Origin of the sequence: Methylosinus sp., from assembly GCF_036560965.1 — a bacterium.
GTDB lineage: Bacteria > Pseudomonadota > Alphaproteobacteria > Rhizobiales > Beijerinckiaceae > Methylosinus.
Genome location: NZ_DATBQF010000036.1, coordinates 60,742 through 83,349, shown reverse-complemented (window position 1 = coordinate 83,349; position 22,608 = coordinate 60,742). Strand labels below are relative to the sequence as shown.

Below are 22,608 nucleotides of genomic sequence, written 5' to 3'. Positions count from 1 at the left end.
AGAAAAGCAGGGACGCCCTTCCAGATGCGCATGCGCTCGATCACGGCGCTCGGATCGCGTGAGAGCCGAGGCGTCTTTCGAAGCATTCCACACTCGGAGCGAGAGACGTTCACGATCATAGATACTATAACAATTCCAAGGACCAAGAGACGCTATTGACTTGGGGAGCCGGCTCCACCAGCTTCGTGATCGAACCGATGAGCGCGCCATTGCGATCTCGAATCGGGTCGATGCAGCTCGGATGCTTCTCGAACAATCGAGACGAGTGTGTTTGCGCAGCGCGTTCGGCGAGGTGGGCATGAGTTGTGCGGGAATTATCGGCGGCGCGGCCCTTATCGTCGCCTCCTGCGCGCCGTTGCGCGCGCAAGCCGATTGCTTCGGCGATCTCGCGGGGCGGGAGGTGTGCTTGCCACGTCCAGCGCAGCGTGTCGTCACCATTCCCATGCCATCCGCCTCGACCTTCATCGCCGTGGACGGCTCGGCGCAGCGGCTCGTCGGAATGCATCCGTCTTCCAAGAGAGCGATCGACGAAGGCCTGCTCGGACGCATGTTTCCGCAGGCGCGCGCCATAGACGCGTCGGTCGCCGGCGTCGGCGCGGATGGCTTCATGCCCAATGTGGAGACGCTCGCTCTGCTCGATCCGGATGTCGTCGTGCAATGGGGCGATCGCGGCGACGACATCGTCGGTCCCCTACGCAACGCCGGTCTGCGGACAGCGCTGCTGCGCTATGGAACGGAGCCGCTCGCGCGCGGCAATCTGACGCTGATGGCCGATATCGCCGGCAAGCCGGAGCGCGCGAAAGAGCTGATCGCCTGGCGCGCCGCCACGATCGCCGACATCGAGAAGACGGCGCGCGACATTCCAGAAGCGCGGCGGCTTCGTGTCGTCTATCTGCAGCGCGCCGCGACCGGCCTCGCGGCGGCCGGCGCGAACAGCTACTATGATTTCTACATCCGCCTCGTCGGCGGCCGCAACGCCGCCGACGGTCTCGCGGGGGCGCCCTCGATCAACGCCGAGCAGATCGCGCAATGGGACCCGGATGTGATCCTGCTCAACGGCTTCGAGGAGAGGCTCACGCCCGCGCGCATTTATGACGACGAGATATTGTCGGCGACGCGCGCCGCGCGCGAGCGGCGCGTCTATAAAATGCCGATCGGAGGCTATCGCTGGGACCCGCCCAGCCAGGAGAGCCCGCTGACCTGGATGTGGCTCGCCGATCTCCTCTATCCAGAGGCCTTCCACTATGATCTGCGCGCGGAGATTGCGCGCGCCTATCGGCTGCTCTACGGCCAGACGCCGTCGCAGGCGGATCTGGACGAGGCGCTTCGCATGCCGATCAATGGCGAGGCGCGCTTTTATGATCGCTTCGCCGCGAGCGCGTCGAAATGAGCCTGCTCGCGACCGCGAGCGGCGACACGCCGCAAAAGCGAGCGCTCCCGCGCTGGGCCGGAGCGCTCGCCGTCCTCGCATTGCTTCTCGTCGCCGCGCTGACGGCGCTTTGCATCGGACGCTTTCAGATCGCGCCGCAAAGGGCGATCGCAATATTGCTGTCGCGCGTCGCGCCAATGACGGCGGATTGGAGCGCGATGGACGAGCGCATCATTCTGCTCGTGCGCGCGCCGCGCGTTCTGCTCGCCGCTCTGTGCGGCGCGGGGCTGGCCGTGAGCGGCGCAGCGTTGCAAGGCGTGTTCCGCAATCCGTTGGTGGCGCCGCAAATTCTCGGCGTGTCGCCCGGCGCGGCCTTCGGCGGCGCGCTCGCCATCTCGCTCGGCTTCAGCGGCTTCGCGCTCATCGGCGCGGCTTTCGCCGCCGGCGCCGTCGCGCTTGCGCTCGTCGGAGCCTTGGCGCGCGTCGAGGGCCGCAGCGACACGGTGATGCTGGTGCTGACCGGCGTCGTCATCGGCGCCTTGTTCGCGGCGCTCGTCTCGCTGCTGCAGTTTCTCGCCGATCCGAACAGCTCGCTGCCGGCGATCGTGTTCTGGCTGATGGGCAGCTTCTCCGCCGCGACCTGGGCGCGCCTCGGCATTGCGGCGCCCGGCGTCCTCGCCGGCGTAGCGATGCTCTGGTTCATGCGTTTCCGCATCAATGTCCTCTCGCTCGGCGAGGAGGAGGCGCGCGCCCTCGGCCTTCCGGTCGAGCGCGACCGCTGGCTCGTCTTCGCCGCTGTCGCGCTCATAGAGGGCGCGGCGGTCGCCGTCGCCGGCGTCGTCGGCTGGGTGGGGCTGGTCGTGCCGCACGCCGCGCGTCTCCTGGTCGGCTGCGATCAGCGGGCGCTGCTGCCGGTTTCCGCGGCGCTCGGCGCATCCTATCTCCTGCTCGTCGACAGCCTCGCGCGCAGCGCGACAGCGGCGGAGATACCGCTCGGCGTCATCACCGCGCTGATCGGCGCGCCGGTCTTCGCCGCTCTGCTGCGGCAGATGCGCCGCAAGGAGCTCGCCAGATGATCGGTCTCGAGAAGGCCGGCGCGCAGCGCGGCCGGCGGTGGATATTCACCGACATCTCCTTCATGCTCGAGGCGGGCCGCATTCTCTCCGTGCTCGGTCCGAACGGGCGCGGCAAGACGACGCTCATCAAGGCCCTCGCCGGGCTCGTTCCGCTCGCCGCCGGCCGCCGCATCGCGCCATCTGTCATTGGCTATGTGTCGCAGTCGGTCGGCGCAGACATTCCCTATCGCGTTCTCGATGTCGTCGTCATGGGCCGGGCGCGCGGCCTCGGCCTGTTCGGCGCGCCGGGCGCCGCCGACAATCGCGCCGCGCTCGATGCGTTGGAGCTCGTCGGCGCGCGCGATTTCGCCGAGCGGCCGTTCGACCGGCTCTCGGGCGGCGAGCGGCAGATCGTGCTGCTCGCCCGCGCGCTGGCCACCGGCTCGCCGGCGCTGGTTCTCGACGAGCCGGCTTCGGCGCTCGATCTCGCCAATCAGAACCGCCTGCTCACAGTGCTGAGCGAGGTGAAGCGGCAGGGGCGTCACGCCATATTGTTCTCGACGCATCTGCCGCAGCATGCGCTGAGCGTCTCCGACGACTCGCTGCTCATGCTGGGACCCTCGGAACATTCGATCGGCCCGACGCGCGCGATTCTGAGCGAAGGCAATCTGACGCGCCTCTATGGGCTGCCCGTGCGGCGCGTCACGCTTGAGGATGAAGGCCGCGCGCCGATCGAGACCGTCGTCCCATTGTTCGCGGGAGCCGCGCCATGACGGCCGCCGCCGGCCGCGAAAATCTGCTCGTGCTGAGCGGCGACGGACCGCCGCCGAAGGCTTTCGATGCGCCGCTCGCAGCTGGCGCGCTGGCCATCGTGCCGCAGTCGGAGCTGGACGACGCGCGCCTCGCGGCGGCGCGCGGCCTCGTCACGACGATGCATCTCGACCAGGTGGATTTCGCGCGCCGCTCGGCTGCGCTCGAAGCCTTCTTCGATCGCGGCGGGCGGCTCGCCTTCATGGGCCATCTCGCGCGGCCATTCCTGCCGGAGCTCGCGCCTTTCGTTCCGCTCGGCGCCGGGCGTCGCGCCGATTTCGCGCTGGTCGCGCTCGGCGAGCACGCCGTCTTCGAGGGGCTCGACCGCGCACGGCTGGAGACGCGCCGCGGCGTCGCCGGCTTCTATGGCCGCGGACATGCGCCGCCGCCGCCCGGCGGCCGCGCGCTGACCGGCGTCGGCCCGCAGGCGGCGCCGATCGATTGGGTCTGGGAGCGGCCCGCCGGCGGCGCGCTACTGATGCACGCCGGCAATGATCTCTGGACCGTCTGCGACGAGCCTTCCGTCAATGTCGCGCTCGCCGAGCGAATCGTCACCTGGTGCGCAGGAGCAACGGCGTGACTCGCATTCTCGCCATTCATCCGGGAACGGCCTATCACTGCGAGACGCTGGAGGCGCCGCGCTTTGCGCGTCTCTTCGACGCGCTCGTGCGGCCGGAGGATCTCGGCGACGTCGATCTGTCGCGCTTCGACATCGTGCTCGCGCCGTGCCGAACGCCCGCGAGCCGGCTCGCGCCGCATCGCGCGCGTCTCGAAGCCTATCTCGCTATGGGCGGCGCCGTCGTCGCCATGGGCGAGACCGATCAGCATTTGTGGCTGCCGTCGATCCGCTTCATCAGCGTGCCGACCAATTGGTGGTGGTGGCTCGAGCCCGACGCGAGCCTCGGCCTTTCGATCGCCGATCCGCGCCATCCGCTGTTCGCGCGAATCGGCGCAAACGACATCGCCTGGCATTTGCACGGCGTCTTCTCTCCGCCGGATGGCGCGCGCTCGTTGATCGACGACGCCGAGGGACGTTCCGTTCTCTATCTCGACGAGGTGACGACGAAGGGCCGCATGCTCGTGACGAGCCTCGACCCTTTCTATCATCACGGATCGCACTTCATGCCGGCGGCGACGCGATTTCTCGACGGCTTTCTGCCGTGGTTGAAGGAGGAGTTCTGAGAACATGACCGACGATTCGCTGACAGTGCTCGACCATGGCGAGCCGATTGCAATCTCCTTCGCGGATATTCTCAAATATCACGGCCGCAGCTTCATCGGCGGGGCCGCGCATGGCTTCAAAGCGATGCAGCGCGCCTTTCCGCTGCTCTGCGTCGACGGCCGCCCGGAGCGCTACGAGGTGACGATCGCCACCGCTTTTCCAGGTCCCGGCGGCCGCGACGCGATCGAGATGGCGACGCGCTCCTTCACCGGCGGGCGCTATACGGTCGATCTCGATCTCGGCGGCGCCGATGTCGTCGAGAGCCCGCGTGGGCGCTATTTCTTCCGCTTCGCCTATCGCGGCGCCAGCGTCGATGTGACCGTGCGTCCGGGCGTCGTGCACGCCGAATTCATCGAGCTCGCGCGTCGTGGCGCAACGACGCCGGAAGACAAAGAGCGGCTCGAATGGCTGAAGCAGGACATGGCCGATCGCCTGATGAGCCTGCCGGCGGAAGAGGCTTATGATGCGGAGCCACACGCGGCTTCGTGATCGGCTCGGACATCGAGAGGACGACAAAGAAGGCGGGCCTATGGCTCGCCTTCTTTCGCTCGGCGCGCCGCTCTCGTGAGCTATTCCTGGCGCGAGCCATAAGCTCGCACGCCTCCGCATGAGAGGCGTGCGAGCAAAAGCCGCATCAGAAATTATGTGTGAGCTTGACGATGAAATTGCGTCCGGGCTCCAACAGCGGATTGGTTAAGCTGCGCGAATAATTGATGTTGGCGAAGGTCGCGGCGTCGACATAAGCGGTATTGAACACATTCTCGAGGCCGACGCTGAGGCGGGTGTCGCCGAGCTTCGGCGAGATCAGCACACCGAGATCGAAGCTCGAATAGAGGTTCAGCACCACATAGCCGGACGTCTTGTATTCCTGCGTCGTGTCGATGCGCGTCTTGCCGGCGGCGGCGTTGAGCACGGCCTGCAGCGAATAGCCCGCGCCGGGCGGCGCCACCTGCGCGCCGAAGCGCGCGCGGAACGGCGCGATATAGGGGAGTGGCCGCCCCGTCGTCGTGTTCGTGCCCTCGAGCACGGTGAAATTGCCGAAGAGATTGAGCTCCGGCGTCGCCTGCCAGCGTCCTTCGAATTCGACGCCATCGATTTCGGCGCGGCCGACGTTCTGGCTCTGCGTGTAGGTCGACACGCCCATATAGGTGACCGACTGCGTCTGCAGAAGATTGTGATAGACGCTGTGGAAGCCGGTGATGCTGGCGGTCGCCTCCGCGACATGGAGGCGAAGCCCGCCCTCATAGGTCACGCCGGTCTCCGGCTGTAGATTGGGATTGGGCAGCGAGGTCGCCGTCGAATTGAACAGCTCGGAGTTGGTCGGATGGCGGAAGGCCGTCGATATGTTGCCGACGACGTCGAGGGCGGGCGCGACGCGCAGCACGGCGCCGACGCTGCCTGTCGGCGCCAGCCTGTCGGTGTCGCTGTTGGCCACATAGGCGGACAGCAGCGCGGCGGAAGGGAGCGGCGACAGACGTGTGCGCGTGTTGAAATAGTCGAGCCGGCCGCCGGCGGAGACGGTGAGCGCTTCGAACGGCGTCCATTCGTGCAGCATGAAAATGCCGCCGTTGGTCTGGAAGGATTCCGGCACGGATTGGGTGAGCGGCGAATAACGCTGCGCCGTCACCACGCCATTGGAAAGCGTCGCGGTGATGGAGGTTCCGAGGCTGCCGGGGCGGCGCTCATAGAAGGCGTCGCCGCCGAATTTCGTCACCACCGAGCCGAATCCGTCGATCGACCAGGGCGCGACGGCGAGCACGCGCCCGCCAATGACGACCGGCCCGATCACATGGCTGTCCGAGAACACCGTCTGCTTTGCGCTCGTGGTGTTGATCGTGGCGAGATGCGTGTCGAAATAATTCACATAGGCGGACGCTTCGACATGGGAGATCAGGCCGCCGGTGAAATCGCCCGAATAGGCGAGGCGGCCCATCAGCAGCTCGTTGGGGCTCTGCCGCACATTGAGGTACGGATATCCGGGCGCGCCGCCGACGCCGCCCGCGCGTCCGTCGGTCTCGACATAGCCACGAAAGCTCGCCACAAAACGTTGATCCGGCGTCGGCGAATAGCCGAGCGAGAAATCGCCGCCGACGCTGCGGTAATCGCCGTTGCGCGCCACCCCCCACGGCGTTTCGTAGGAGAGGCCCTTGCGTCCCGCGAGGCCGCCCCTCACCGAGAACCCATCGCCTGCGCCCTCCGCCCATTCATAGGTGCTGAGCGCCGTCGCCGCGCTTCCGTAACCGAATGACGCGCCGCCGCGCCGGAAACGGAACGGCCCATCGACATTGCTGGACGGCTGCCGCGTGACGACATTGACGAGGCCGGTGAGAGCATCGCTGCCATAGAGCACGGAGGCCGGCCCGCGGATCACCTCGACCTGCTCGATTTCCTCGGGCGCGAAATAATTGAGCTGCAGCGTGTTGCGGCCGTGCAGCCGATCGCCGTCGACATAGAGCGGCGAGCGCATCGTGTTGGAGCTGAAACCGCGCAAATAGATCTGTCCGCCGATTCCACCGGCGCGAGCGACGGCGACTCCCGGAGCCTGCGCGAGGATTTCGAGCAGGCCCGTAGGATTGGTGAGCTCGATCTGCTGCCGATCGACGACGGAGATTGTTTGCGTGATCTGCTTCAGGCTCTTGGCCTCGGCGGGCGCAGGGCCGAGCGGTCCGACAATGGGCCGTCGTTCCTTCCGGCTCGCGTCGATATCCGCTGGTTGCGCCGCCACGTCGATCGTCGGCAACGCCTCCTGCGCGCGAGCGGGGCCTATGACGAGCGACACGACGAGCGCCGACGCGACAGTGGAGGATGCTTGGAGAGTGGCGTGCGACATGAGTTCGACCTCGCTCGGCTGCAATTCTTGGCCGACGACTACGGTCGTTAAGAAAGATAAACAAGCATATAGCTGCTAAAACAATTCCAATGAGGACCTATATCCTGGTCTCTTTGGAAAGATTCGTAGGTTTTAATTCTGCGATCGCGGATCCGTGCTGGCAGCTCTGCAATGATGTCCCTGCTGCGATCGATCATGCTTGTTTGAAACTAAACTAATTCCACATTTAGCTGCTGCGGCGCCATATGTTGTTATATTAAATACAATACGCGCTTCTTTATAAATATTCCAATATGGGTAGTGGCGGCAATTTATATTCACAGCTGTCGTTAATTCGATAAATTGAACAAGGATGGAGCCGGGTCTTCGGGCCGGGACCGCGGCGGCAATGCATGCAATATGTCGACGATCATTGGATCGACATGGCTCATGACGGAGAACGACGCGGCGTGGTTTGCGGCGGCCAAAGACACGAGGCGCGCGGTTCAATCGATCACGCTCTGCGATCTCCTCGACGCGCAGGCCGAACATACGCCGAATGCGCCCTCGACCGTTCGCTCGCGATCGACGAAGCGGAGGAGGCGGGCGTCGTCGTCTCGCCTCGCGCCATCGTCGACCGCCTGTCAATCGCCTGAAAACGCTGAAGCGCTCGATGTATGGTCGCGCAGGCGCCGAACCGCTGCGCGCACGCATGTTATCGATTTCGCCGATCGCCGAGCACGGAAAGCGAGGATGCTTCTTTCCGGCGTCGCAACATCATGCGCTCCTCGTGATCGTACGGGCAGCTTCTCGCCGCGCGGGAGTCAGCACCGGGGCGATCGTCTCTAGGCTTCGCCCCTCGTGCTCGAAGGCGAGGCGCTTCAGCGGCGCGCCATAGAGGGCGCGCAGATTGTCCTCGGTCAGCAGCGCGCGCGACGCGCCGACGCGGTAGTCGCCCTGCCCGTGCATCAGCAGCACATCGTCGGCGATGGCCAGCGCGTGATGGGGATGATGCGTCGTCATCACCACGGTGAGGCCGTCGTCGCGCGTCAGCGCGGCGATGCGCTCCAGCACCAGCGCCTGATTCTCGAGATCGAGCGCCGAGGTCGGCTCGTCGAGCACGAGAATTTCGGCCTCGGCGACGAGCGCGCGCGCGAAAATGACGAGCTGGCGCTGGCCGCCGGAGAGCGCGTGGAACGGGCGCTCGGCGTAAGCCGCCATGCCGAAGCGATCGAGCGCCGCCAACGCCGCCGCCTCGTCGGCGCGCGAGGGCTGCGCGAACAGGCCGATGTGTCGCGCGCGGCCCATCATCGCCATGTCGAGCGCAGTATAGTCGAAGCTCACCTCGAAGAGCTGCGGGACGAAGGCGACGCGCCCTTTCACCTCGAGAGAGCCTTCGCAGGGCTTCAGCGCGCCGATGACGAGATGCAGCAGCGTGGTCTTGCCGCGCCCATTGGGGCCGAGCAGAGCGAACACGCGGCCACGCGTGATCGTCGCCTCGCAATGGCGCAGCGCCCAGACCTCCGGCGAATAGAAAAAGCCGAGATCGCGAAGGGAGATCGCCGCGTCACTCACGCATCCAGCCTTTCGATTGCGTCTTCCAGAACAGGAAAGCGAAGATCGGCGCGCCGACCGCGCTCGTCAGCAGGCCGATCGGAATCTCCTGCTCGGTAAGGCTGCGCGCGATATCGTCGATGGCGAGGAGATAGAGGCCGCCGAGCGCCGCAGCCGTGGGCAAGAGGCGCGTGTGCTCCGGCCCCACCATCATGCGCGCGAGATGCGGCACGATGAGCCCCACCCAGCCGACGACGCCGGAGACGGAGACTTGCGCGGCGACGAGCAGCGCGACGAGCCCCATCAGCCCCCAGCGTAGAGCGTCGACATCGACGCCGAGCGCCTTGGCGTCGGTCTCGCCGAGCGACAGGAGATTGATGCGCCAGCGCAGAGCCAGCAGCAGCGTTCCAGCGACGAGCGTCACGCCGGCGACGATCGCCACTTTCTCATAGGTCGCGCCGGCGAAGCTGCCGAGCAGCCAGTAGACGATGGAGGGCAGCTTCACGAGCGGATCGGCGAGCGTCTTCAACAGGCCGACGAGCGAGCTGCAGAAGCCGCCGATGATGACGCCCGAGAGCACGAGGGCGAGCGCGCCGCCGCGTCCCGCGAGCCGCGCCAGAACAAAAGCCGCGGCGAGCGCGGCGAGGCCGGAGCCGAAGGCGAGGCCGACGATGCCGAGCGGCGGCCAGGAGAGCACGATCGCCGCGACGCCGCCGAGCGAGGCGCCGGACGAGACGCCGGCGATCTCCGGCCCGACGAGCGGATTGCGGAAGACGCCCTGCATGGCGGCGCCCGACATGGCGAGCGCCATGCCGCAGAGCGTGACGAGCAGAATGCGCGGCATGCGCACGATCTCGACCACCACCCAGGGGGCGTTGTCATAGTCGCCGACGGCGTCGATCGGAAATGTGGTGAGAACGATGCGCGCGACATCCCCGAAAGGCACGGGATAGCGGCCGAGCGTCAGCGAGAAGAGCATCAGCAGAAAGAGCAGGCCATGGAGCAGGATCGGCAGGCTCTCGACGAAGGGCCCGTGAGTCGTCCTCGAATCGACGCCGGCCGCGAATGCCACTGCCCCACTCCTCGTTCACGCTGTGTAGGGGAGATATATGGCACGAGCGCGCCATGGCGCAAAAGCCGATTCTTGCGGCGCCGATGGCATTTTCTTGCGCTCCGCCCGATATTTGGCGTCCCCGATGAGGGCGGAGCGACGGCGCGCTCGGCGTGCGGAAGGCCCGCGTGATGGGCGAAAGGCGCGCTCTGTCCTGATTTTTGCGGGCGCTACGCCGCGTCACAAACCGGAAGATCGTTTGTCATCTTTCAGACAAGCGATTATCTGCTTGCAAACAAATAAAAAAATGTTGACAGCGACGCCGGCGGCTCCCGTTATATAGGAGCCATACATGACGAAGGTCGCCAATCCGGGCATGCGTTCGCTCAACCCACTCCTCCCGAAAAAGCAGAAGGGTCTCACGATCCGATGGCGCACCGGCCCGTCCGCGGGGATGGTCGGAATCACGCCGGAGCGATCGCCGTCCGCGGCGACGCCCGCAAGCGCGGCTGCGGCGGCCGATTACAAGAAGGACCCGCGCGGCCGCAAGCCTAAGAGCGCGCGGCCGGTCGAACCGCCGCGCGAGCGCATGTCGATGGATCGACTGCCCGAGCCGCCGACGCGGCCCCATGCCGACGCCGGGCTGCTGCGCTATTGCACGGGTTCTTTCATAGGGGAGAGCAATAGCGGCTGGGGCGCCAATCTCGATATGGCTCCACTCGTCCACGGCCCGGTCGGCTGCGGCGTCTTCTCGCAGGCGACGCGGTTCGTCGCGCCGGGTTTCGTGCAAGGCGTCGATGGATTCGCGGAGCTGCACGCCTGCACCGATCTGCGCGCCGAGGATATGGACGACGACGGCGATGCGCGTCTCGCCCGCGCGCTCGACGAATTGAAGACGCTGTTTCCGCTGGCGCGCGGCGCGACCATACTGAACGAGGACCCGATCGCTCTGATGAACGCCAATGCGCGCGGCGTCGCCAAGATCAAGGCGCGCGCGCTCGACATGCAGATCATTCCGATCGCGAGCGAATCCGCGCGGATCAACTGCACCTATGTCGTCGACACCGCCGCGGCGCTGAAAGCCGCGCAGAGCCGCGAGAAGCAGGCGCGCTCGGGCGCGCGCGACATCGCTCTGACCTTTTATCGCGACGCCGTCGGCCTCGTCTGGATCGTCGATCGGCTGCTGCGCGACATCGGCCTGCGGCCGATCCATGTGCTGACAGGCTCCTCTTCGAGCGATCTCGCCAAGGCGAGCGGCTGCAAGCTGGTCATCGGCTTTTCGCTCGGCCAGGAGCCGCCGCGCGACCTGCGCGCGGGCGGCTATGCGCAGCTTCTCCACACTTGGTTCGGCGCGCCGATTCAATGGACCTGCTTTGCCGGGCCTTCGGCGACGGACGCCGCGCTGCGCGCCGTCGCCACGCATTTCGGCCCGCAGATTCAGGCGCGCGCCGAACGCGTGATCGCGAAAAATCGCGCCGCGACAGATGCTGTCGTCGCGCGCTATCGACCGCGGCTGCAGGGAAAGCTGCTGCTTCATTTCAAGCCCATGACGCAGGATCAGCTCGAGCCCTTCCGGCTGCTCGGCATGCGGATCGGCGATGTCACGGGATGGACGGGCAAGACCGGCGCCCGGCGCCAGCCACGGCGCGTCTGCGACGGCGAGACGCCGAGCGCCGGCGCTGTCGAAGCCTATCTCGCCGAAGCGGCGCCGGACCTCGTTCTCGGACTCGAGCGCGACGAATACGACTGGCGCAAGCGCGGCTTCCCCGCGCTGCCGTTGTCGCCGCTCTTCGATCGCAAGGGCAATCATTATTGGGGATATGACGGTTTCGCGCGACTGGCCGACGCGCTCGACCGCCATCTCGCCGCGCCCTGGCGTGGGCTGCTCCGCGCGCCCTGGACGGCGGAGACCTCTCCGAGGCTCTCGTCCTCCGGCGCCGACGGCCGATCGCAATCGGCGGCGCGCAAGCGGCGCGACGCTTTCGAATTTTCATGAGCGACTAGCGCAATTCCACGCGCGACCAGACGACGGCAACGGCGACTCGCGAGAGGCGCCGAACGGGGACGCGCGCGTCGCGACGCGCGCAGCAAAATGGGGAATGGGGATATGAACGCATTCGACCTGAAGGCCAAGACCGCTCGACGCCCGGCGATGACGACTCTCGCCTCCGGCGTCGCGCTGATCGTCGGGCTCGATCACGCCGCCGCGCAGGAGGCGACGCCATTGCCCCCGATCAGCATCGCCTCCGATCGCGCCGAGCCCGCCGCGGAGGGGAGCGAAGCGGCAGGCTATAAGCCGAGCAAAGTGAGCAATCTCGGTCCGTTCGGCGCCAAGGCCATTCTCGACACGCCTTATTCGGTCAATGTTCTCTCCGCCGATCTCCTCGAAAATCTACAGGCATGGAAGCCGGACGACATCTTCAAGGTCAGCCCGGTCATTCAGCTGCGTACGACGACGGCCCGCGGCGCCTCGCCGAATTTTAAAATTCGCGGCTTCGCTTTCGCCAATAGCTCGGGACGCGCGGAAGACGGCTTGCGCACGCAAAATCTCGCGATCATCCCGCTCGAGGACAAGGAGCGGGTGGAGATCTACACCGGCCTCACCAGCTTTCTCTATGGCCCGAACAATGTCGGCGGGCTGATGAACTACGTCTACAAGCGACCGACGGATAAGCCGCTCGCCGATGTCACCATCGGCAATTACGGCGGCCTGTCGCCCTATCTGCATGGCGATTTCGGCGGGCCGATCGACAAGGATGGACAATTCTCCTATCGGCTCAATATCGTCGGCCAGACCGGCGACGCGCCGGTCGACCAGCAGAGCGTGAAGCGCGACGTTCTCACCGCCGCTCTGGCGTGGCGCCCGGTTCAAGACATGTCCTTCACCTTCATCGCCTCGCATATGGATTTCGATGTGCGCGGCGCCGATCCCTTCTGGAACTTCGCGACCAATTCCGACGGCTCCAGCAAGGTGCGCCATCCCGGCGCGCCCGACCCGACGAAATATTACGGTCAACCTCTGTCCGCCTTCGACACGCAACGCGATCGCGTCGGTCTCGATTTCAAATGGAAGATCGACGACGTCTTTACCGCGCGCGCAGCCTATTCCTATAATATCGATATGACGCGCAATAATTTCTATACGAACAACTCCGTCTCCAATCTCAATCTCACTTACAGTCAGACCACCGCGCATAATTCCAACTCGCGCGAGTTCGGCAATTCCGGCTACGCTTTCGTCGACGCCATCTTCGACACGGGCTTCATCCATCACAAGGTGACGGCCGGATTCTACGGCGACGATTATCGCTCCGTGCGCGATCCGGAGAGCTTCAATTCCTGGACGATCAACGGCCTGCCCTATGCGACGCCGCTCTATTTCGCCGCGCCCGGCTGGTATTCGTCGACCGTCGGGCCGAACAGGACGTCGGGCTACAATAATGAGAAGAACGTCATTCTCGGCGACGAAATCAAATTCGACGATCATTGGTCGCTGCTCGTCGGCGGCAATTACACCTGGGTGCATGGCACGAATTTCAATGTCACGACCGGCGCCGTGACCTCCGCCTATGACCAGAGCCGGCTCTCGCCGAGCGCATCCTTGATCTTCAAGCCGCTCGACTGGATTTCGACCTATGCGACCTATAGCGAATCGCTGCAGGGCGGCCAGGTCGTGCCGAGCAGCGGAACGCCGGTCTACACCAATGGCGGACAGACGCTCCCGCCCTATGTCGGCCGTGAATATGAGATCGGCGCCAAGGCCGACGTCGACGGCCTGCTGCTCACCGCCGCCTTTTTCCAGATCGAGCAGGCGCTGCAATATGCGCGCTACAACGGCAACAGCACTTATACTTATGTGCAGGATGGCCGACAGCGCAATCGCGGCGTCGAGCTCACCGTCACCGGCAATCTCTATGAAGGGTTGCGCATCTTCGGCGGCGTGACGCTGCTCGACCCGCGCGTCACGCAGAGCAATACGTCTGCGACGGCGCCCACCATCAACGGCAAAGTCCCGACCGACATTGCGCGCACCGAAGGAAAGGTCACGTTGGAATATGATCTTCCTTTCCTGCCCGGCGTCACGCTGACGGGCGGCTATTATTTCACCGGCCAGCAGGCGGTCGATCGCCTCAACACGGAATATCTGCCCTCCTTCGCCACGGAGGATGTCGGCTTTCGCTATCGCACCTCCGAATTCTTCGGCCGGAAATTACCGCTCGGACAGGAGCTCGTGCTGCGTTTCAATGTTTCCAATGTGGCGAACAAGGCCTATTGGATCGCCTCCAATTATGTCGGCTCGCCGCGCACCTTCGCCGTGTCGGCGCAGCTCAAATTCTGACGCGGGAAAGATGGGCGCATGACGATGCGACGCCAGTCCATACATGTGCATGCGAAGCTCTTTCCATGCGCCCATAGCTGCAAATATTGCCTGATGGGCGACAAGACGCTCGCCCGCATGGATTCGGCGCGCTTCTCCAGAGTGGTCGAGCGGCTGCTCGAATGGGAGGAGCAGAACAGCGAGGCCGCTTCCGTCGGCTATGTGCTCAACTACACCTCCGATTATGATCGTGCGACGCTCGAGCTCATCCAGGCGCTGGATCGGCGCTTTCCGAGACGCTATCCGCCCCTTTCGGGCATCACGCTCGGCGGCCTGCGCGAGCGAAGCAGAGACGAGCTGCGCGAGTGGCTGCTCGAGCGGCAGACGTTCGGCTGCAAGACGGTGCATGCCTCGCTCGCCGGCGTCGGCGCGGTTCACGATCGTTGGAACGGCAGGCGCGGCAATTTCGATCTCATCATGACGACGCTGGAGGTGGCGGGCGCGCTCGGCATGGCGCTCGGCGCGCGGCTCTTCGTCGCCACGAGCACGCTCGCCGATTTGCCCGCGCTCAATGCGCGATTGGATCGGCTGCCGCAAAACCCAGGCGGGTGGCGCTATCTCTGCCCATTCTTCTATTTCGGCTGGGGCGTGCGGCACGAGGACGAGCGGATCGACGAGAGGACGCGCGACACCCTCCGCAAATGGCTCGAGTCTCTGCCGGAAGGGTCTATGCGCGACGAGGTCTGGCGATCCGAGCGCGAATGGATCGAGCGCATTCGGTCGGAGGGGGCGGAGCCGCGCGAATTCGATCTCATCATCAATGTCGACGACGACAATATCGATGCGCTGGAGAGCATGAGCGGCGCGGCGATCGTCGACGATTACCGGACGCGCACGCGCGCCGCTTATGCCGCCATTCCAACGCTCGCGGAATTATGCGATCGCTACGGCGATCGTGACGGGACGAAGATCTATCCGCTCCAGCGCTGCGTGGAGATGAAATGGCTCGATCTCCATCTCGCGGAGCATCCGACCGATTTCGAGCGTCAGCTCACCCATCTGCAAATGGGAAACTGAGATGCGCCATCGGCGATCGAGAGCCGGTGACGGTCGCCTGCAAAGCGCCGGCTTCGCCGTCGCTTGCGGGCTCGCTCTCGTCATCGGACTGCTCGCGCCGAAGGTCCGGCCGAAAGCCGCGCGCGCCTCGACGTCGCCCTATGTCGACATGCTGGGCCACGCCCATGATTTTTCCGCGCCGCCGCGCCGCATGGTCTTCACCGCCAATATTCTACCGGCCTTTCTGTCATTGACTCACAGTCTCGACAGAGTGGTCGGCGCGAGCGAGCTCGGCCTGTCGTCGATGAGAGCCGGCCTTCTCGATAGGGTATTTCCGCAGGCCGGGGGGCTCGCTCGGGTCGGCGGCTTCGACAACCCCAATTTCGAGGAAACGTTGAAGCTGTCGCCGGACGCGGCGCTCGGCTGGGCGGCGCAATTCCGCATTTTCGAAAAAGCGCCCGCCCTAGACTTCGTCGCCTTCCAAAACAGCTTTCCGCTCATGCGGAGCGAAATGGAGCTGTGGCGCAAAATGGCGGAACTCTGCGGGGCTTCGGCGATCGTCGGCTCCACTCTCGCGCGCTATGACGCGGATATGGCGGCGATCGCGGCGAGCCTGCGCGGCGACGAAAAGCCCGTGAGCGTGCTCGCCGTCGTGTCCAATTCCGCGAAAAGCTGGGTCGGAGGATCGAAATATTATCTCAATGAGCGGCTCGATCTCGTGCGCGGCGTCAATGTCGCGCGCGTCGGCGCGGCGACCGCCACTTTCTCGCTCGAGCAGCTGGCGCTCTTCGATCCGGACGTCATTTTGTTGCAGGCGTTTCCTGCGCCGCTCGAGCCGCGCGCTTTCCTCGACGATCCCGCCTGGCGGCTGCTCCGCGCGGTTCGCGCCGGCAAAGTCTATCGCATGCCGGATTTCCCGAGCTTTCTCGCGCCCGTGTTCGATCCGCTGCTCGTGCGATGGCTGGCCGAGCTGCTGCATCCAGGCGTCGATGCAGGAGATATGCGCGCGGCGTTGCGCCGCGCCTATCATGACGCGTTCGGCTATGAACTCGACGACGAGGCCATCGACGCGCTGCTCGCCGTGGAGGCAAACGGACGCTCCTTCGGCTATGGCCGCTTCTCATCCGAGCGGCGCGCGTCGGCGAAGTGAAAAAATCGAGACGGGCTTTTCAGGACGGTTTCTATCGAGAATTTGAAGGGACTTCTGATGGTTCCACTTTGAACGCGACGTGATCCTATGAGCGTCCGCTGACATGTGTCATATCCGATGCGCTATCGCCGACTCGAAGAAATATTGGAAGAGCGCGGCGTCGAGGTCGACCATTCGACGCTCGACCGTCGGGTCGTCCCTTCCGAGCTATCTTCAGTTGGGACTTTCGAAGAGACGACGACATCCGGCCCCTCGCTTCTCGGACCATTCACACGGCGGCGCCTCGATGCTCCGGGTCGACGCCGGGCGTCATTCCTTCAGCCACTGGAGGATCGCTGCGTGGGCGCGCGCCAAGCTCTTACGGATGGCCTCGTTCTGAGACGGAGCGGCCGTAGGCGTCAATATCTCCAAGGCTTCGCCATAGGCCGTCACGGCCGCGTCGAATCGCTCGAGGTTCTTTTCACGCGTGCCGAGCAGCACCAGGGCGTTAGCCAAATTGCCTTGCACGACCGCCCAGTCCATCGGCGCGCGATCCCGCGTATATTCCTTCGAGGCCTCACGATAGGCCGCGACGGCCATCTCGATATGCGTTATTTCGTCTTCTCGCATTCCGAGCGCGGTGAGCGCGTTGCCGAGCTTCATTTGCGTCGCCGCCCAATCCGAGGGAGTGTGTGCGCGCGTCAGCTCCTGCAGGGCCTCACCATACGCCGCGACGGCCTCTTTCAGTCGGTCCGCATCGGATTGGCGATCGCCGAGGGCCGCGAGCGCATCGCCCAGGTTCATTTGCGTCATCGCCCATAAAGTCGCATAGCGCTCGCGCGTAAATACCTGCAGCGCTTCGCGATCGGCCGCGACTGCGTCGGTCAGCCTGCTCGCGCTGGCCTGCCGCGCGCCGAGTGTAGCGAGGATATTGCCGAGCCCGACTTGCGCGGTTGCCCAAAAATAGGGGTTCCGCTCACGCGTGCATTCCTTCAAGCTGTCATAGAAGACGGAAGCCGCCTCTTCTAGGGCTTCGTCGCGGCCTTCCGCCGTTCCGAGAGCGCCGAGAGCGTCGCCGAGAATTGACTGCGCTCTCGGCCATATGAACGAAGCGCAATCGCGCTCGAGGACGGTCAGCGCTTTGCTGCTCGCATCGATCGCGCCGGCCAAATGTTCCGGCCGATTATAGGTCTTGCCGAGCCTTATCAACACATCGCCGAGACATAGCTCGGTGGTTGCCCACTCGATCGGGCGCTCTCGGCGGCCATATTCCTCGAGCGCTTGTCGAAAGGCGGATTCCGCCTCTTCGAGCTTCCCGGGGCTGCTTTCGCTTGCGCCCTGCAGAGCGAGGGAACGCCCGAGAAGAAACTGTGTGTTGGCCCAGTCGACCGGGGCGCCCCAGCGCGAAAAAATCTTCAGCGCTGCTTTATAAGAAGCCGTGGCCTCCGATAGCATATGTGGATCGCCATCGCGTTCGCCGATGGTGGCGAGAGCGGCTCCCAAAGCGGCTTGCACTCGGGCGGACTCGAGCGGATCGCGTTCGCGAGGAAGCTCCTTCAGCGCCTTTCGATAGACGCTCACCATTTCGTCCGGCCTTTTCGGTTCGACATCGCGTGCGCTCGAAGCGCGGTCGCCAACCGGGGTTTGATCGGAGCGTGCGGGCGATGAAATCGCCGCGGATAGGCAGACGGCAATGCAACACGCTTTCAACCAATGTTCGGGAAAGCGGAGAAAAGTTCGAGCCGCCCGGTCATGACCGGGCGGCGTTGGTCGTAGATCACGCCGCGTGCGACGCCGAGGCCCTTTGTCTATGTGTGACGCAGTACTTTTGTTTTGCATGAGGCAGGGGCTCTGGGCGAGCGACGACGCGTGACCATCAGTTGAACGGCATGTAGCGAAGGCTCAGGAAAATCATGTTCTCAGTCGCTTTGGGCGCGCCTCCGACGCCGATGAACGAGTCTTTGATCGTGTAGGAATACTGGGCTCCGACGCGAACTTTTCCGCCCGGGCCGTCATAGAAATTATGCCAAACGCCGCCCGTCAGCTGGCGTAGCGATTTGGTCTGCCCGACGCAGGAGCCGATGAGCCCGTAGGGCCCGCCGGTGTAGGAGCCTTCGATGCTGCAGCCGCTGTTCATAAAGCCGGGATTGCCGTAGCCGAATGAATAGACGCCACCGGCGAGATACGCAGTTTTCGGGAGGCTGACGGTCGAATATTGGGCGCCGGCGAATTCCCCGCCCGCGAAGGCGTAGACATCGGTCTTGGGATTCGGATGGACGGTTACGCCGACGAGCAGCTGACGCTCGTGAATGGGCTGCGGGGCGCCGGTCCAGTCGAACGTGGCGTCGGCGATCGAGGCGGATCCGTAGCGGCCGTTGGCGCGTCCCGTGATGCCCGACAATTGGAAATCGATCAATTTCGGAATCACCGGAACCGTCACGCCGATGAAGCCGCTGCCCGCCCAAACATCGTGGTTGCCGCCGAAGGTACGATCATTGAGGTTACGCAGCATGCCGCCGCCCTCGATGTGTATCTTGCGATCGAATAGCGTCGGATCCCATGACGCTTTCGTCATCAGATCCGGAACATGGTTGAAGGTGACCGCGTTGAGGCTGTTGTAGAGCGATCCCCCGATCGGGTTTTGCGAATAGGCGCCAGGATAATAGGTTCCCGGAAGCGTTTGCGACACGCCATTTGCGGGAATGGGCGCTACGGTGCCGGTAAAGTTCATGCCCGGCGCCGCGAAGTTCGTATAGGCCGCCTCAGCGCCCACCGCGATTTGCAGATCATATGGGAGATCTTTGCTGATGCGCACGCCAGGCTGTCTGGACCATGTGTAGCCGGGCAAATATTGATCGTCGATCACCGGAGGAACCAAGAATGCATCAGGAGTCGTGCCGCGAGAGTTCAGCGATGCGAGAGAATACATCTGACCGGCGGAGACATGGAGCCCAAAGTCCGAACGGTCCAAGCTCGTGTAGAGCTCACGGAAGCGCAAATTGAACGAGTCGCTCTGCGTGAGATTCGCGGTTTGCGCAGCCGAGAGGAAGTCGGCCGCGAAATAAAGTCTTGCATGCGTTTCGTCGTCGAGATTGGCGTCGGTTTGCAAAGTGAAGCGGCTGCGGCGGGCAGTGAATCTGGTTTCGCCGTCATGAGCCGTCGGATTATTCGCGTAAGGCATATTGCCGAACGGCGTTGCGAGGTCTGCGCCCATAAATCGATCGCGATGCACCGCGCCGAATTCGAAAAAGCCTCCGGGCTTGAGCGAGACATTTTTGTAATGGAACACGTCGGGCCACAACGCATCCGATTTCGTAGAGCTCGCGTCGCTCTTTGCGACGTGATTCGTCGCCTTTCGGTCTTTCGTTTGAGATTCGAGGCGATGCTCGAGGCGTCGGACTTGCGCCTTCAGGGACTCCATCTCCGCTCTTATTTCGGCGTCTGAGGCGGAAGCCATAGAGCTCCAGGAGGTAAACAATACCGCCAGCAGCACCGAGCGCGGAATTCTTGCACAACAATGGCGAGCACTGCTGCTTCTCAAGTATTCGACTGTCATTGCCATGTTGATCGCTTTTTTCATCCGAGCACCTCCCACCCTAACCGGAGCTGGACTAACGGCAAGCGAATGACGCTCCCATGAAGGAATATTAAATTATTTTTTAATAACGTCACGAGGCGGTATTGTGTAATACGATACTTAATACACAGTCATTTGCCGACTTTTCCAAATGGCAACGATAGGATCGGTGGGCAAAAAGCTGTGTTGTTAGGCTCTCGATAGCACGAGTATAACTGCATATAAGAAGTATATACCTGTGTAGGCGTGAATGTCGTGGGTATGCTCGCGCAGAAGTCGGCCGCAGCACGCGTGCGTTTCCGTCGTCTCCTCGCCGATCGAGCAATCTCCGAGAGATTGATATCGCTTGCTCAGCTGGACGCGCCGATGACGTTAAAATCTTGGTAGGGCAGCAGCATCGATTACACGTACAGCATCGCTTAAATAGATACAATGTATCTATTTAAGCGATGCTGTACGTGCTTGTTTAGATTTTCTATGTGCATATATAAATAATGTTTTGTATAAAATACAAGCATGCTGATTAGATATGTATCCTTGTTGTACGTTTGCAACAGCGAGTCAAAATCCGCAAATATTGTCATTTAAAGCGCACGCCGGCCTCTCATTCGATATAGATCGCATTTATATTACGTATTGGCGCCGCGCAGGCTCGTTCGAATCTTCCAGAGGATCGCCGGGCCCGCGATCGGCGAATCGTCGCTAGATCGGAAATGAGAAAATGAAAACCGGATCGAAATTACGCTCCCATCTCGTAAATGAACCCGTCCTGCTACTTGCTCTCACGGCGGGCGCGCTCGTCGCGCAAGCCACGACGGCCGATGCCGGGCAACACGCCACGGTTCGATCCTCGTCCGAACCGGAAACGGCGCCTCCGGCGCTGGCGCCTGTGCCTCTCGGGGTTTTCGGCGACAATTTGCCGGAGCCGGGCCGGGTGACGCTTTCGATCATTCCGAAGTTCGTCACCAACGCCAATTCGCTCATCGGCACGAAGCGCGTGTCCTCGCAATATATCGCCGGGGCGATTCCCTGGTATTGGAATCCATTCGCCGCGACCTTGCGCATCGTCCCGCAATATCAGTTCATCGAATCGCAGACGGTGACTCTGGCCTATGGCTTCGCCAAGAATTTTTCGATCGTGCTGTCCGCCGGCGTCGTCGAGAAGCACTCGCATCTGATGACGTTCGACGGGGCGTCCGGCGTAACGCCACGCAGCATGAGCTTTCCCGGCACGGACAGCCTCGAGGATATGACAGCGTCGGTCGTTTGGCGCGCCTATCAAGATCCGATCAACAGGATCAAGGTCAATCTGGGAATGTCGTTTCCGACCGCGAGCACCTACAATCAAGGCGGCGCCGTGTCGAGGACCGACGGCACATACAATATCGGTCGGGCGTTCTACGGGATGCAATCGGGGAGTGGCACCTTCGACGTTGTCCCCGGCGTCCTCTACGCCGGCGCAATCGCTCCCTGGTCATGGGGCGTCTCGTATCGCGCGCGCCTACCCCTGGCGGTCAACAATGAAGGCTACATGTGGGGTCATTATCAGGAAGCGAACATTTGGGCTGGCTACAGCTGGATCCCGGGCCTGACGACGACTGTGCGCGCGAACTTCAACATTCAAAGTCCGATCGACGGCAAAGACTATTGGATGAGCGGAAAGCTCCAAAGCGCCAATCCGAATTATTATGGCGGCAAAAAGATCGAGATGTACGGTGGGATCGATATCGATGGAAAGCTGTTCGGCGCCCCGGGCTATTCCGTCGGTCTAGAAGGCGGCCTCCCGGTCTACCAGAATCTCGATGGTCCGCAGCTGGCGCGCGCCTGGCAGGCGGCGCTGGCCATGCGTTGGAAGCTCGGCGAGCATGGACCTGCGGTCGCCGCCGCCCGGGTCGGCGCGCTGAAACGTCCTCTCGTCGCCGCAGCAGCGCCCGGCGCCAAATGGAGCGGTCTCTATCTCGGCGTGAACGGCGGCTACACATCGGCCGGCGACACTCAGACGACGTTCACTTATGGAGGCGCGGGCGGCTTCGCCGCGTTGGCGGCGGCCGGCGCGCTGGCTCCCAATGTCGATCTCGACAGCCGTGGCTTCATCGGCGGCATTCAGATCGGCTATACGCTCGACACGAGCGACAAGACGCTTGCCGGAGTGGAGGCGGACTTGCAAGGCCTGACGGTCGGCAATAGCACCGTCGGCGCGTGGAGCGGGTCCGGCGCCGATTCGACTTTCCTTCAGGCGCAACGCAATCAGCATAACTTCGGAACGGTCCGAGCCAGATTCGGCTATCTCGTCACGCCCACCATTCTGGCCTATGGCACGGGCGGCCTCGCATTCGGCGAAGCCGTTCTCAACCCAACCTATTTCAGCCCCCTCCGCTCGCCGGTTCTCAACTTCGGCGTCGGCAACAACGGCCTGGTCGGTTATGTCGACATGCGTTTGGGGTGGGCGGCCGGCGCCGGATTGGAGTGGATGCTCAGCCCCTCTTGGAGCGTCAAGACGGAATATCTGCGTTACGATCTCGGAACGGCGAACACCGCCAATATCGGGCCTCTGTATTATGCCGATAAGGCAGGGCTCTCGAGCGGCGCCTGGAAAGCTCCGTTCAATGGGAATGTTCTTCGGGCTGGCCTGAATTATCATCTCTGAGGTCGGGTCGC

16 protein-coding genes are annotated in these 22,608 nt (G+C 63.6%); 11 read left to right on the top strand and 5 right to left on the bottom strand.

Annotated features, from left to right (window positions below; translation table 11 throughout):
• The first annotated feature begins 298 nt into the window (after window positions 1-298).
• From VIF40_RS10800 to VIF40_RS10775, 6 genes are read left to right on the top strand one after another with little or no spacing between them, the layout of a single operon-like run.
• On the top strand, window positions 299-1,390 hold the full coding sequence (locus VIF40_RS10800; RefSeq protein ID WP_331937520.1) for an ABC transporter substrate-binding protein: 1,092 nt from the start codon (window positions 299-301) through the stop codon (window positions 1,388-1,390).
• Window positions 1,387-2,445 (top strand): iron ABC transporter permease, encoded by a 1,059-nt coding sequence (locus tag VIF40_RS10795; protein WP_331937519.1) that lies wholly within the window; start codon window positions 1,387-1,389, stop codon window positions 2,443-2,445. The genes VIF40_RS10800 and VIF40_RS10795 overlap by 4 nt, the downstream gene beginning before the upstream one ends.
• Complete coding sequence (locus tag VIF40_RS10790; RefSeq protein WP_331937518.1) at window positions 2,442-3,197, top strand: ABC transporter ATP-binding protein; 756 nt, start codon at window positions 2,442-2,444, stop codon at window positions 3,195-3,197. The genes VIF40_RS10795 and VIF40_RS10790 overlap by 4 nt, the downstream gene beginning before the upstream one ends.
• Window positions 3,194-3,814, top strand: coding sequence for a hypothetical protein (locus tag VIF40_RS10785; RefSeq protein WP_331937517.1), 621 nt, complete (start codon window positions 3,194-3,196; stop codon window positions 3,812-3,814). Before VIF40_RS10790 ends, VIF40_RS10785 begins: the two co-directional genes overlap by 4 nt.
• Complete coding sequence (locus VIF40_RS10780; RefSeq protein WP_331937516.1) at window positions 3,811-4,416, top strand: hypothetical protein; 606 nt, start codon at window positions 3,811-3,813, stop codon at window positions 4,414-4,416. The genes VIF40_RS10785 and VIF40_RS10780 overlap by 4 nt, the downstream gene beginning before the upstream one ends.
• A 4-nt stretch (window positions 4,417-4,420) precedes the next feature.
• Complete coding sequence (locus VIF40_RS10775; protein WP_331937515.1) at window positions 4,421-4,945, top strand: FmdE family protein; 525 nt, start codon at window positions 4,421-4,423, stop codon at window positions 4,943-4,945.
• A gap of 145 nt (window positions 4,946-5,090) precedes the next feature.
• Here VIF40_RS10775 and VIF40_RS10770 read toward each other — a convergent pair whose 3' ends face one another.
• The 3 genes from VIF40_RS10770 to VIF40_RS10760 form a co-directional block, all read right to left on the bottom strand.
• Window positions 5,091-7,286: a TonB-dependent receptor gene (locus tag VIF40_RS10770; RefSeq protein ID WP_331937514.1), complete on the bottom strand. Its 2,196-nt coding sequence runs from the start codon at window positions 7,284-7,286 to the stop codon at window positions 5,091-5,093.
• 756 nt (window positions 7,287-8,042) lie between these two features.
• Complete coding sequence (locus VIF40_RS10765; protein ID WP_331937513.1) at window positions 8,043-8,840, bottom strand: ABC transporter ATP-binding protein; 798 nt, start codon at window positions 8,838-8,840, stop codon at window positions 8,043-8,045.
• Window positions 8,833-9,834: an iron ABC transporter permease gene (locus VIF40_RS10760; RefSeq protein ID WP_331937544.1), complete on the bottom strand. Its 1,002-nt coding sequence runs from the start codon at window positions 9,832-9,834 to the stop codon at window positions 8,833-8,835. The genes VIF40_RS10765 and VIF40_RS10760 overlap by 8 nt, the downstream gene beginning before the upstream one ends.
• A 388-nt stretch (window positions 9,835-10,222) precedes the next feature.
• On the opposite strand from VIF40_RS10760, the gene VIF40_RS10755 reads away from it, so the two are divergent.
• The 4 genes from VIF40_RS10755 to VIF40_RS10740 all read left to right on the top strand — a co-directional run bounded on the left by VIF40_RS10755 (window position 10,223) and on the right by VIF40_RS10740 (window position 16,394).
• Window positions 10,223-11,866, top strand: a complete 1,644-nt coding sequence (locus VIF40_RS10755; RefSeq protein WP_331937512.1) for a nitrogenase component 1 — start codon at window positions 10,223-10,225, stop codon at window positions 11,864-11,866.
• Between the two features lie 111 nt (window positions 11,867-11,977).
• Window positions 11,978-14,209, top strand: a complete 2,232-nt coding sequence (locus tag VIF40_RS10750) for a TonB-dependent receptor (RefSeq protein WP_331937511.1) — start codon at window positions 11,978-11,980, stop codon at window positions 14,207-14,209.
• 18 nt (window positions 14,210-14,227) lie between these two features.
• Window positions 14,228-15,265 (top strand): hypothetical protein, encoded by a 1,038-nt coding sequence (locus VIF40_RS10745; protein WP_331937510.1) that lies wholly within the window; start codon window positions 14,228-14,230, stop codon window positions 15,263-15,265.
• 1 nt (window position 15,266) lies between these two features.
• Window positions 15,267-16,394, top strand: coding sequence for an ABC transporter substrate-binding protein (locus VIF40_RS10740; protein WP_331937509.1), 1,128 nt, complete (start codon window positions 15,267-15,269; stop codon window positions 16,392-16,394).
• A gap of 309 nt (window positions 16,395-16,703) precedes the next feature.
• Here VIF40_RS10740 and VIF40_RS10735 read toward each other — a convergent pair whose 3' ends face one another.
• Window positions 16,704-18,212, bottom strand: coding sequence for a hypothetical protein (locus tag VIF40_RS10735; RefSeq protein WP_331937508.1), 1,509 nt, complete (start codon window positions 18,210-18,212; stop codon window positions 16,704-16,706).
• 37 nt (window positions 18,213-18,249) lie between these two features.
• Window positions 18,250-19,953, bottom strand: coding sequence for a hypothetical protein (locus VIF40_RS10730; RefSeq protein WP_331937507.1), 1,704 nt, complete (start codon window positions 19,951-19,953; stop codon window positions 18,250-18,252).
• A gap of 931 nt (window positions 19,954-20,884) precedes the next feature.
• On the opposite strand from VIF40_RS10730, the gene VIF40_RS10725 reads away from it, so the two are divergent.
• Complete coding sequence (locus tag VIF40_RS10725) at window positions 20,885-22,597, top strand: outer membrane protein (RefSeq protein WP_331937506.1); 1,713 nt, start codon at window positions 20,885-20,887, stop codon at window positions 22,595-22,597.
• Window positions 22,598-22,608 lie beyond the last annotated feature (11 nt).

Bases quoted from the DNA above. Each gene is read 5' to 3' on its own strand.
- VIF40_RS10745 (WP_331937510.1), top strand. From the start codon at position 14,228: ATGACGATGCGACGCCAGTCCATACATGTGCATGCGAAGCTCTTTCCA.
- VIF40_RS10785 (WP_331937517.1), top strand. From the start codon at position 3,194: ATGACGGCCGCCGCCGGCCGCGAAAATCTGCTCGTGCTGAGCGGCGAC.
- VIF40_RS10730 (WP_331937507.1), bottom strand. From the start codon at position 19,953: ATGAAAAAAGCGATCAACATGGCAATGACAGTCGAATACTTGAGAAGC.
- VIF40_RS10795 (WP_331937519.1), top strand. From the start codon at position 1,387: ATGAGCCTGCTCGCGACCGCGAGCGGCGACACGCCGCAAAAGCGAGCG.
- VIF40_RS10755 (WP_331937512.1), top strand. From the start codon at position 10,223: ATGACGAAGGTCGCCAATCCGGGCATGCGTTCGCTCAACCCACTCCTC.
- VIF40_RS10800 (WP_331937520.1), top strand. From the start codon at position 299: ATGAGTTGTGCGGGAATTATCGGCGGCGCGGCCCTTATCGTCGCCTCC.
- VIF40_RS10750 (WP_331937511.1), top strand. From the start codon at position 11,978: ATGAACGCATTCGACCTGAAGGCCAAGACCGCTCGACGCCCGGCGATG.
- VIF40_RS10770 (WP_331937514.1), bottom strand. From the start codon at position 7,286: ATGTCGCACGCCACTCTCCAAGCATCCTCCACTGTCGCGTCGGCGCTC.
- VIF40_RS10740 (WP_331937509.1), top strand. From the start codon at position 15,267: ATGCGCCATCGGCGATCGAGAGCCGGTGACGGTCGCCTGCAAAGCGCC.
- VIF40_RS10775 (WP_331937515.1), top strand. From the start codon at position 4,421: ATGACCGACGATTCGCTGACAGTGCTCGACCATGGCGAGCCGATTGCA.
- VIF40_RS10735 (WP_331937508.1), bottom strand. From the start codon at position 18,212: ATGCAAAACAAAAGTACTGCGTCACACATAGACAAAGGGCCTCGGCGT.
- VIF40_RS10790 (WP_331937518.1), top strand. From the start codon at position 2,442: ATGATCGGTCTCGAGAAGGCCGGCGCGCAGCGCGGCCGGCGGTGGATA.